9 protein-coding genes and 2 pseudogenes are annotated in these 10021 nt (G+C 64.0%); 2 read left to right on the top strand and 9 right to left on the bottom strand.

Features of this window, described 5'->3' with window-relative positions; genetic code table 11:
• A pseudogene (locus AYJ54_RS53560) lies at window positions 1–316 on the bottom strand (hypothetical protein); the annotation flags it as partial.
• 326 nt (window positions 317–642) lie between these two features.
• Between AYJ54_RS53560 and AYJ54_RS30905 the strand changes: the two are divergent.
• Window positions 643–1767, top strand: coding sequence for a DUF2336 domain-containing protein (locus tag AYJ54_RS30905; RefSeq protein ID WP_063705055.1), 1125 nt, complete (start codon window positions 643–645; stop codon window positions 1765–1767).
• Window positions 1768–1802: 35 nt separating this feature from the next.
• Window positions 1803–2042 carry a hypothetical protein gene (locus tag AYJ54_RS30900; protein ID WP_063705053.1) on the top strand — a complete coding sequence of 80 codons (240 nt, stop codon included), beginning with the start codon at window positions 1803–1805 and terminating at the stop codon, window positions 2040–2042.
• A gap of 710 nt (window positions 2043–2752) precedes the next feature.
• On the opposite strand, the gene AYJ54_RS30895 is transcribed toward AYJ54_RS30900, so the two are convergent.
• The 8 genes and pseudogenes from AYJ54_RS30895 to fumC all read right to left on the bottom strand — a co-directional run bounded on the left by AYJ54_RS30895 (window position 2753) and on the right by fumC (window position 9873).
• Window positions 2753–3112, bottom strand: a complete 360-nt coding sequence (locus tag AYJ54_RS30895; protein ID WP_063705051.1) for a hypothetical protein — start codon at window positions 3110–3112, stop codon at window positions 2753–2755.
• Window positions 3113–3231: 119 nt separating this feature from the next.
• A pseudogene (locus AYJ54_RS47945) lies at window positions 3232–3737 on the bottom strand (HAD hydrolase-like protein).
• A gap of 68 nt (window positions 3738–3805) precedes the next feature.
• Window positions 3806–4909, bottom strand: a complete 1104-nt coding sequence (gene cax / locus AYJ54_RS30885) for a calcium/proton exchanger (RefSeq protein WP_063705048.1) — start codon at window positions 4907–4909, stop codon at window positions 3806–3808.
• A gap of 518 nt (window positions 4910–5427) precedes the next feature.
• Entirely contained in the window at window positions 5428–7299 is a 1872-nt protein-coding gene (feoB, locus tag AYJ54_RS30880) for a ferrous iron transporter B (RefSeq protein ID WP_063705046.1), read from the bottom strand.
• 35 nt (window positions 7300–7334) lie between these two features.
• Complete coding sequence (locus AYJ54_RS30875; protein WP_063705044.1) at window positions 7335–7610, bottom strand: FeoA family protein; 276 nt, start codon at window positions 7608–7610, stop codon at window positions 7335–7337.
• Between the two features lie 117 nt (window positions 7611–7727).
• Window positions 7728–7982, bottom strand: coding sequence for a ribbon-helix-helix domain-containing protein (locus AYJ54_RS30870; RefSeq protein WP_063705042.1), 255 nt, complete (start codon window positions 7980–7982; stop codon window positions 7728–7730).
• Window positions 7979–8167, bottom strand: a complete 189-nt coding sequence (locus AYJ54_RS30865) for a DUF4169 family protein (RefSeq protein WP_063705041.1) — start codon at window positions 8165–8167, stop codon at window positions 7979–7981. Before AYJ54_RS30865 ends, AYJ54_RS30870 begins: the two co-directional genes overlap by 4 nt.
• A 275-nt stretch (window positions 8168–8442) precedes the next feature.
• On the bottom strand, window positions 8443–9873 hold the full coding sequence (fumC, locus tag AYJ54_RS30860; protein WP_063705039.1) for a class II fumarate hydratase: 1431 nt from the start codon (window positions 9871–9873) through the stop codon (window positions 8443–8445).
• Window positions 9874–10021 lie beyond the last annotated feature (148 nt).

The raw sequence follows: 10021 nt of genomic DNA, 5'->3' as shown, positions 1-10021 counted from the left end.
CGCTTCCGACGCTGGTGTCTCCGGACGCGGCACCCGAGCCGGCGCCGGCCAACATACCGTTGCCGGGCCAGGATCCGCGCCGCACCCCACCGAAAGCAAAGGCCGCGCCAATGCCCAAGGTGCCGCACGCAGCCCCCGCGGCGCCAAGCCCGCCGCTCGCAAGCCAGCAGGTCGCGCCGCTGCCGCCGCCGATCGAGGTGAGGCCGGCGCCGGGACCGCCGCCGCCAAGGCCCAAGCCGAAGCCGCCGCTGGTCCTGATACCGTCGAATCCATAAGAGCAGAACGAACTTGGGTTGAATCGATCGGCCGCGGGCACGCTGAACCTCTCCCGCTTGCGGGGGAGGTCGGCGCGAAGCGCCGGGTGGGGGCTCTGTCCACGTTGGGAGCCTCGATTGCGGAGGCACCCCCACCCCAGCCCTCCCCCGCAAGCGGGAGAGGGAGCACACCGCGCGCGTGGCAGCGCCGCCGTGCAGTCTTGCGCGGCGGTGAAGAATTTTGCGCGCATTTTAATGAATTTTGGTCAGCAAAACTGATTTGCCGATTTTACTGAATTCTCGCGTTTGACGACTAGCGTCGGCTCCAGAGGAATTCGGCGTCCTGTCAACAGCGGCAGGACGGCTCGCCAAGAACTGGGGTTATCGAATGAACGGGGCGAAATCGCTTCTACAGGATCTGGACGACGCGATCGCGCGCGGCACCGACGAGAGCCGGGCGCGTGCGTTGTGGCATGCGACCGACCTTCTGATCACCGGCCGCTACAGCGACGAGGAGATCAGCATGTTCGGCGAGGTCATCGGACGGCTTGCCGACGAGATCGAGGTCGCCGCGCGTACGCAGCTCTCGGAGCTGATGGCGGCGTGCGATCACGCGCCGCTCAACGTGATCGAGCAGCTGGCCTTCGACGACGAGATCGAGGTTGCCGGTCCCGTGCTGCGCGACTCCACCCGCATCGACGAGAGGGTTCTGGTCCAGAGCGCCATGACCAAGGGCCAGTCGCACCTGCTCGCGATCTCGCAGCGCCAGTCGATCGGCGAGGCCGTAACCGACGTGCTGGTCAAGCGCGGCAACCAGGAGGTCGTGAGCTCCGTCGCCAGGAACGAGGGCGCACGCTTCTCGGGTTCGGGCCTGCTCCACATGGTCCGGCGCGCCGAGGGCGATTCGATCCTCGCCGAGCAGCTTGGCCTGCGCAAGGACGTGCCGCGGCACATCTTCCAGCAGCTCATCGCCAAGGCGTCGGAGGACGTCCGCCGCCGGCTCGAGACCGAGCGCCCCGAGATGATGGCGCAGATCCAGAGCTCGGTGACCGAGGTCACCGGCGACCTGCAATCCAAGTTCGGTCCCTCCTCGCGCAGCTACTTCGTCGCCAAGCGCGTGGTGACGACGCAGTACCGGCAGGGCAATCTCAACCAGGACTCGATCTCGAACTATGCGCGCCAGCACCGCTTCGACGAGGTGCAGATCGGTCTGTCGCTGCTGTCGTCGCTTCCGGTCGACGTGATCGAGCGCGCGTTGATGGACCGCAACCGCGAGATGCTCCTGGTGCTGTGCAAGGCGCTCGCTTTCTCCTGGGAGACCACGATGTCGCTGCTGTTCCTCGGCGCCAAGGATCATCTGATCACGGCGCGGGACCTCAACGACAACGAGCGCGAGTTCGGCCGCCTCAACATCGAGACGTCGCGCAGCATCCTGAAGTTCTACCAGTCGCGCAAGAACAGCGGAGCCGCCGATCCCGCCGCGGGTCGTCAGGCCGAGCTCCAGATGCACTGAGCATCATTCCGGAATTCGAGAGGGGAGTGTTTGCAATGTTGCCTCAATTCGGCACCGCAGCCCGCAAGAATCTCAACAAGGGTCTTAACCGCGACGTCGGCGGCGCAGCCCCGGAGAAGGCGTCGGTGGACGCGGCCTGGCTCGTGTTGGAAGCAGCGAACGATCTCGGTGACCAGGCCGCGGTGGACGCCTGCCGCCGCGTCATCGATGCCGAGCTGAACGGCACCGCCGCCGGCCGCTCCGACCTCGATCTCGTGCTGGGGTATTTCCGGTAAGAGTCCCTAGGATGGGTTGAGCTCTTGCGAGACCCATCACCGTTCGTTGGCACGAGCGCATCAAAGGGGACTTGCGACGTGGTTGATGGGTTTCGCTGCGCTTTACCCATCCTACCGGCTTGACGATGGTCCTGCGGACGAACGGTCAGCATCCGTTGATCGTTGGTCTGCTTCGGCGACCTTCCTCTCGGGTCCTGAATGGGCATTCGTCGAACATCCGCAGTCGAAGGCATGCTATCATGCCACCAGGGATAGCACTCGCTATCCCTGGAATCCGGGAGAGATAGCCATGAAGACCTTGTCGCTCGTCGTCGTGAGTCTCGCTGTCGCAACCCTGTCAATCTCGACAGCAAATGCTCAGTACAAATGCTCCTGGAGCAGCGGGAGTATATCCTCCGTCCCCTGCGCCAAGCGTTATGCTGTCAATTACGAAGCGTGCCGAAAATACGTCGTGGACCACGGCGCGACAGCGGGTGAAGCCATGTGGTGGTGCACAAGCCAGGGCTACAACAAGTGATTTGATATTGACCACAAGCGAGAGGCCGCCTCGATGGGCGGCCTCTTCATTTCGGATGTCGCGCGGATCGGGCCCGAGAGCCCGGCTCGTAGGACGGGTAGAGCGCAGCGAAACCCATCATTCCTTGATACGTGCGCGATGATGGGTTTCGCAAGAGCTCTACCCATCCCACGAGCTGCGAGCCGGGCTCGGGTCAGCCGCAATTCCAGATCGGTCCGATTGGCGTTCGCGTCCAGCATGGACCGAAGCTGCCGCCATTGTAGCGGCCGTTGTAAATGCCGGGCCGGCCGAAATAGTGCCACTCGCCATCATACCGGTAATAGCGGGGGACCGGGTCAATGTACCAAGGGCGCCGATTGCTGCGCGCGACGCGCCACGTCGGGTCCTTCTGGGCATAGAGCGGTTGGCTGTTGCTCGGCGGCTGGCGATAGCCCGGCAGGAAGCCGTAGCCGTGCCAGCGCGGCGCAGGCCGCTTGTGAACGGGAGCCGCCGACACGAGGCCGGACAGCAGCGACAGAACGATGATAATCGCGAGACACTTGAGGCGGGACATCGTCAAACCATACGCAGTCAGTCGCGGGAAGGCGATTCAAATCCGGGTGCGAAGATCGTTGCTGATCGCTTCTGTTGCCAAACATTGCCGGCTGTACCAGTTCAGTGGCTGAAAACGGGCTACCCGTTCAACATCGATAAAACAATCCGAGCGAGATCGGCAGTCCACTCCACCAGCTGGTCTGCGCCAGCCGCTTCAAGCTCATCCCGCCTACCATACCCCCAAAGCACGCCATGACCGCGCATATCGACCGCGTGAGCCCCGGCGCCAGTTTCAGGTTCTCCAGGATGCGCCGGGCAAAGACTTCACGCTTCGATGTGGCCAGGTGGATTCGCAATCCGGTGCGACGCATGTCTTCGAGCGCGCCGCTGATTCTGGGATAGAGCTCGCTTCCAAGCAGACCGACTTCACCGTAATGCTGACGATAGGATGTCACAGCTTCATCGAACCGGTCGTCTCCGCGCGCTTGCAGCAAGGCCTGCAAGATCTCCTCGAGTGGCGGCCCGATCGCGCGCTTGATATCGAGCGCTTCGCCAGGATCATGTCCGAGCGCACGCAGTGCGGCTGAGCAGCTTGCGACAATGCCCGGCTGGGAATCAACGAGCGTTCCGTCGAGATCGAGCAGTACGGCGCGGGCTGGAGACGTGCGCGAACATAGCCGCCGGCTGCAGACGAGTAAACGTCTGCCCGTTCCTAGACAGGGCCGTGCGAGCCGGGCGGTATCATGTAGAGCGTCACCGCGAAAATGGCATAGATGCAAAGCAGGAGAGCACCGATGAACCAGGCCGACTGTCCGCCATTGGTTATGAAGCTTGTGACCACAGCGGCGATCATGACCATGGTCACCGCCCCGGGCCAGAATTGAAGGTCCATGGGCTGCGGCCCGACGACATAGCTAAGCAGCACGAGGACGGGTGCGACGAACAAGGCGATCTGGGCCGCGCTTCCCAGCGCGATGCTGACGCTCATATCGAGTCGGTTCCGGCGTGCCGCAGAAAATGCAACTGCCATCTCGGCTGCGGCGCCGACAAGGGCAACCACGATGAAGCCGACGAACGCCGGGCTCATGCCGAGCGTTTCGGCTGCCTTCTGCACCGACTCCACGAAAATTTCACTCACGAGCGCGACCAGCATGGTCACGACCACAAGCGTCGCCACAGCCACCCCGAGCGGCAGCGTTGGTGCGGCCCCTTCGCCATGGTCCTGGCTGGCGAACAATTCCTTATGCGTCTTCAGCGAGAAAAGCAGGCCGAGGCCGTAGGCAGCAATCAGCAGAAACGCCAAGGCAGCGCTCAACCGATGAACCGTCGCCTCCCGTCCGGGAAAGTCGAGATCAGCCACAGCCGACGGCGATAACAGGGCGATCGTGGCCATCAGCAGCAGCGCTGAATAGAGCCGCCCGCCCGCGCGATTGTAGGTCTGCACGTGGTGCCTCAGCCCGCCCAGAAGCAGGGACGCACCCAGCATGAACAGCGAATTGGTCACGATCGCACCTGCGATGGAGGCCTTGACCAGCATGTATTCACCGGCGTGCAGAGCGGTCACGGCTATGATGAGCTCGGTCAAATTCCCAAGCGTGGCATTCAACAGCCCGCCCACGGCATCACCGGTCTTCTCGGCGACGGCTTCTGTTGCGTGGCTGAGCAAGCTCGCGAGCGGAATGATGGCAATCACGGCCAGTACGAAGAGCAGCGTGTGCGCATCCGGCATGATGCGCTCGAGCGCGATCACCACGGGCACGAAGATCAACAGCCACAGCAGCGGACTGTGCCGGATTTCCTTGAGCAGCAGGTTCATGGCCGGTCCTTCGAGGTCTCGCTGGGACCCTGAGGTCGGGGACGGGGCGAGCATTGATCTAGCTCAATGGCTTGTCCGGGCGCCGATGCCCGGAAAGCCTGACTAGATCCAGACTATTTGGGCCGCAACGACGTGCCTTGGGGTGACCGAGCACGGCGCTTCCTTCCGCGGTTAGGCTTGGTCGGCCAACACCAGGAAGCGGACCGGATAAGAGGCGACAGGTCAAATCGCACCAGAATTCTTCGATCATGCCATCGTGCCGCTGTTTTGCCCGACGGGTCAACTCGTTCTCTGAATGTGCCAGCAGCCCGTAGGATGGGTAGAGCTCTTGCGAAACCCATCGACGCCTGCTGAGCGTGTCAGGGAATGATGGGTTTCGCTGCGCTCAACCCATCCTGCGAGCCCGTTATGCCCGACGTGTCAATGGCTTCACAGGCGCAACCGGTCATCATCCCGGCAGCCGGCGGCTACTTTGCATGGGGTTGTTTTCGCGTTTTTAGTCCGACGGAGGCGAACAGCTACCCCGCGCCGAGCGCGACCGCGACGTTGTAGGTCAAAAGGCTCGCGGCATAGGCGAGCACCAGCATGTAGGCGAAGGTCGTCGCCATCCAGATCCAGCTTCCGGTCTCGCGCCGGATCACCGCCAGCGTGGAGGCGCATTGCGGGGCGAAGATGTACCAGGCAAGCAACGACAGCGCGGTCGCGAGCGACCATTTCGTCGCCAGCGCCTGACCGATCTGCTCGGCCGCCTCCTTGCCGCCTTCGATCGCATAGACGGTGCCGAGGGCCGCGACCGCGACCTCGCGCGCCGCCATGCCCGGGATCAGGGCCACCGCAATCTGCCAGTTGAAGCCGACCGGGGCGAGCAGCGGCGCGATCGCCTTGCCGATGATCGCAGCCAGGCTGAAGTCGATCGCCGGCTCGGTGGCGCCCGCCGGCGGCTGCGGGAACGAGGCCAGGAACCAGATCAGCACCATCATGGAGAAGATCGTGGTGCCGGCGCGCTGCAAAAACATCTTCGCCCGCGTGAAGATGCCGATCGCGATCGATTTCGGGCGCGGCATCTTGTAGTCCGGCAGCTCCAGCATGAAGGGCGCCGGCGCATAATCGCGCAGCATGAAGAACTTGATCAGGAACGAGACGAGAAGCGCACTGACGATACCGGTCGCGTAGAGGCCGAACATCACGAGGCCCTGGAGATTGATGAAGCCCCAGACGTCCCTGGCTGGAATGAAGGCGGAGATGATCAGCGTATAGACGGGAATGCGCGCCGAGCAGGTCATCAGCGGCGCGATCAGGATCGTGGTCAGCCGGTCGCGCTTGTTGTCGATGACGCGCGTCGCCATGATGCCGGGAATGGCGCAGGCGAAGCTCGACAACAGCGGAATGAAGGCGCGGCCGTGCAGGCCGGCGCCGCCCATGATGCGGTCCATCAGGAACGCCGCGCGGGCCATGTAGCCGAAATCTTCCAGCAGCAGGATGAACAGGAAGATGATGATGATCTGCGGCAGGAACACGGTGACGCTGCCGACGCCGGAGATCACCCCGTTTTGCAGGAAGCTTTGCAGCAGGCCGGCGGGCAGGGTGTCGTGCACGAGCTCACCGAGCGCATCGAAGCCCGAATTGAGCAGCTCCATCAGCGGCTGCGCCCAGGCGAACACCGCCTGGAACATCACGAACAGGATCAGCGCGAGCACCAGGAGGCCGCCGACGGGGTGCAGCACCACGGCGTCGATCCGCGCGGTCCAGGTGTCGGGACGGCTCGGCAGGCTGACGCAGTCGGCGATGATCCGGTCGGCCTCGCGCTGGGTGGCGCGCAATTCGGCGACGCTGAGCGCGCGCCAGGTGTTCTCCTGAGGCTCGGGGTCGAGCTTCGCCGAGATCTCGTCGGTCAGCTTCAACAGCTCGGTGGTTCCGCCCTTGCGCACCGCGATCGAGGTGACCACGGGCACGCCGAGCTCCCTGGCGAGGCGCTCGACGTCGACCGTGATGCCGCGGCGGCTCGCGATGTCGAACATGTTGAGCACCAGGATCAGCGGCCGGCCGGTGCGCTTGAGCTCGAGCAGGAGGCGGATGGTCAGCCGCAGATTGGTCGAATCGGCCACGCAGAGCACGAGATCGGGCATCCTCTCGCCGGATGCCTTGCCGAGCACGAAGTCGCGGGTGATCTCCTCGTCCGGGCTGCGGCCGCGCAGCGAATAGGTTCCGGGAAGGTCGACCACCGAGACCTGGCGTCCCAGGGGGGTGACGAAAAAGCCTTCCTTGCGCTCGACGGTGACGCCCGGATAGTTCGCGACCTTCTGCCGGCTGCCAGTCAGCGCATTGAACAGCGAGGTCTTGCCGCTGTTTGGCGTGCCCACCAGGGCGAGATGCAGCAGGGGTGCTTCCATGAGATCAAAGGCCTGGGATCAGAGCTCCGGCCGCATCACGCGACGATGATGGCCATGGCTTCGCGTCGGCGTACCGCGATCGTGATGTTATCGACGCGAACGGCGATCGGATCGCGCCCGACGATGCCCTCGTGCAGGATCTCCACCCGGGCGCCCTCGACAAAGCCGAGTTCGATCAGGCGGCTCTCCAGCTCGATGTCCGGCAGCGCCGACCCTGTGCCCTTGGCGGAAAGGTGTTGAATGACGCCGGTGTAGCCGCGCTGGGCCAGACCTAGCGGCATGTGCGGGCGCGTGTCATCGTCGTCGGTCATGCCCTGTATTTTCAACGCAGGGCATTGAGGTCAAGCCGGCTCGGCCTGCCCAGGTTGCACCTTAGAGTGATTATAAAGTGCAAGCCCCGCGCGCCGCAGCCGGCGCGCCTCTGGCGGCTATTGAGCCGGGACCTTCTGCTCCGGCGGGATGGCCATGGCGCGGTTCTTGAAGTAGTCGAGAACGAACAGGCGGATGGCCGACGACAGGTTGCCCTGCTGGCGATTGCCGTCGATCTCGCCGACGAGCTCGGACAGCGTCATGTTGCGCAGGCCGGAGATCTCCTTCATGCCGTTCCAGAACGCCTCTTCCAGGCTGACGCTGGTCTTGTGTCCGGCGACGACGATCGATCGTTTGACGACGGGCGATTTCATGGCTGCTCCTCGCGGTCGATCCGATGCTGGTCCAGGTGCTCCTTCGCTTGCGCTTTGCGCTTCTCCTCCGCCGAGCGCTCGGCCTTGGTGCGCCCGAACTTCGCCCGGTTGGTTTCCGCCTGCTTGGCCGATGCTTCCCGCTCGGCCCGCTTCCTGAAGCGATTCAGGTTGATGACGTTCCCCATGTCGCGTCTCCATCACCCGATCCTCGACGGGCGGGATGAAACATTCAGAAACAGGGCGCCGCCTTGCGCCCAATATGACTTGATCGCCATTCGCTCGTCCTCGTCAATCGGCCCTTGTGACCATCAAACAATGAATTTGGCCCCATGAAGGGGAAGGGTTGCGTAGCACGCATCCCCCCCGAAACATTGACGGTAATCAAGGCTTTCCCTTGAGGTCGTTATAATTATGCTGTTTTGGCCTCCGTATCATTACGGATAACTATCGGAATTCGGAATTACCCCGGCTTGGTCATCCTCTCCGGCTGCACCAGGCGGTCGAACTCGTCGGACGAGACGAAACCGAGCCTCAGCGCCTCCTCCTTCAGGGTGGTGCCGTTGGCGTGTGCCGTCTTCGCCACCTTGGCGGCGTTGTCATAGCCGATCTTGGGTGCGAGCGCGGTCACCAGCATCAGCGACCGCTCCATGAGCTCGCGGATGTGCTTTTCATCGGCGCGGATGCCGCTGACGCAATGTTCGGTGAAGGAGCGCGCGGCGTCGGCCATGAGGCGGATCGAGTGCAGCATGTTGTCGGCGAGCACGGGCTTGTAGACGTTGAGCTCGAAATGCCCCTGGCTGCCGGCGACCGTGATCGCGGTGTGATTGCCGAATACCTGGCAGCACACCATGGTCATCGCCTCGCACTGGGTCGGGTTGACCTTGCCCGGCATGATTGAGGAGCCCGGCTCGTTCTCGGGCAGGATCAGCTCGCCCAGGCCCGAGCGCGGGCCCGATCCGAGCAGGCGGATGTCGTTGGCGATCTTGAACAGGCCCGTCGCCACCGAATTGATGGCGCCATGCGCCAGCACATAGGCGTCGTTGGATGCCAGCGCCTCGAACTTGTTGGCGGCGCTGGTGAAGGGCAGCTTGGTGATCGCGGCCACATGCTTGGCGAACAGCTTTGCGAAGCGCGGCTTCGAGTTGAGGCCGGTGCCCACCGCGGTGCCGCCCTGCGCGAGCGGATAAAGGTCCTTCACCGCGACCTTGAGCCGGGCGACGCCGCTTTCGACCTGCGCGGCATAGCCGGAGAATTCCTGGCCGAGCGTGAGCGGCGTTGCGTCCTGGGCGTGGGTGCGGCCGATCTTGACGATCTTGGCGAACTCCTTCTCCTTCTTGCGCAGCGCGCGGTGCAGCTCGCCCAGCGCGGGGATCAGGTCGGCGGTGATGCGGCCTGCTGCGGCGATATGCATCGCGGTCGGGAACGAGTCGTTCGACGACTGGCTCATGTTGACGTGGTCGTTGGGATGGACCGGCTTCTTGGCGCCGAGCTCGCCGCCGAGCAGCTCATTGGCGCGGTTGGCGATCACCTCGTTGAGGTTCATGTTGGTCTGCGTGCCCGAGCCCGTCTGCCACACCACCAGCGGAAAATGGTCGTCGAGGCTGCCGTCGATCACCTCGCGTGCGGCGCGGATGATGGCATTGGCCCGGCGCTGGTCGAGCAGGCCGAGCTCGCGGTTGGACTGGGCCGCGGCCAGCTTGACGATGCCGAGCGCATGCACGAGCGCGATCGGCATGCGGTCGTGCCCGATGCGGAAGTTCTGGCGCGAGCGCTCGGTCTGCGCTCCCCAATAGCGATCGGCGGGGACCTCGATCGGGCCGAAGCTGTCGGTCTCGATGCGGGTGGAGGAGCGTCGCGAGGGGTGGGTCGGCTTGTCCATGAGCACATCCATTCTGCTGCGCGAAACGCCGCGCGGCCTCTTCATGTGCTCATCTATATAGGCAGTTTGGCCGGGCGCGACGGCCTCGCGCCCAGCCTAGATCATTTCTTGCGGAAACGGTCGAGCCGCACGACCTCGGCGCCGCCCTGGCTCGGCGGGG

The organism is Bradyrhizobium centrolobii (assembly GCF_001641635.1).
Classification (GTDB): Bacteria; Pseudomonadota; Alphaproteobacteria; order Rhizobiales; family Xanthobacteraceae; genus Bradyrhizobium; species Bradyrhizobium centrolobii.
Note: the sequence above shows the minus strand (reverse complement) of the source record. Positions and strands in the feature narration are given on the sequence as shown.

What these genes read in the sequence shown, in the direction of transcription:
- AYJ54_RS30905 (WP_063705055.1), top strand. Translation starts at nt 643, where the DNA reads ATGAACGGGGCGAAATCGCTTCTACAGGATCTGGACGACGCGATCGCG.
- AYJ54_RS30900 (WP_063705053.1), top strand. Translation starts at nt 1,803, where the DNA reads ATGTTGCCTCAATTCGGCACCGCAGCCCGCAAGAATCTCAACAAGGGT.
- AYJ54_RS30895 (WP_063705051.1), bottom strand. Translation starts at nt 3,112, where the DNA reads ATGTCCCGCCTCAAGTGTCTCGCGATTATCATCGTTCTGTCGCTGCTG.
- cax (WP_063705048.1), bottom strand. Translation starts at nt 4,909, where the DNA reads ATGAACCTGCTGCTCAAGGAAATCCGGCACAGTCCGCTGCTGTGGCTG.
- feoB (WP_063705046.1), bottom strand. Translation starts at nt 7,299, where the DNA reads ATGGAAGCACCCCTGCTGCATCTCGCCCTGGTGGGCACGCCAAACAGC.
- AYJ54_RS30875 (WP_063705044.1), bottom strand. Translation starts at nt 7,610, where the DNA reads ATGACCGACGACGATGACACGCGCCCGCACATGCCGCTAGGTCTGGCC.
- AYJ54_RS30870 (WP_063705042.1), bottom strand. Translation starts at nt 7,982, where the DNA reads ATGAAATCGCCCGTCGTCAAACGATCGATCGTCGTCGCCGGACACAAG.
- AYJ54_RS30865 (WP_063705041.1), bottom strand. Translation starts at nt 8,167, where the DNA reads ATGGGGAACGTCATCAACCTGAATCGCTTCAGGAAGCGGGCCGAGCGG.
- fumC (WP_063705039.1), bottom strand. Translation starts at nt 9,873, where the DNA reads ATGGATGTGCTCATGGACAAGCCGACCCACCCCTCGCGACGCTCCTCC.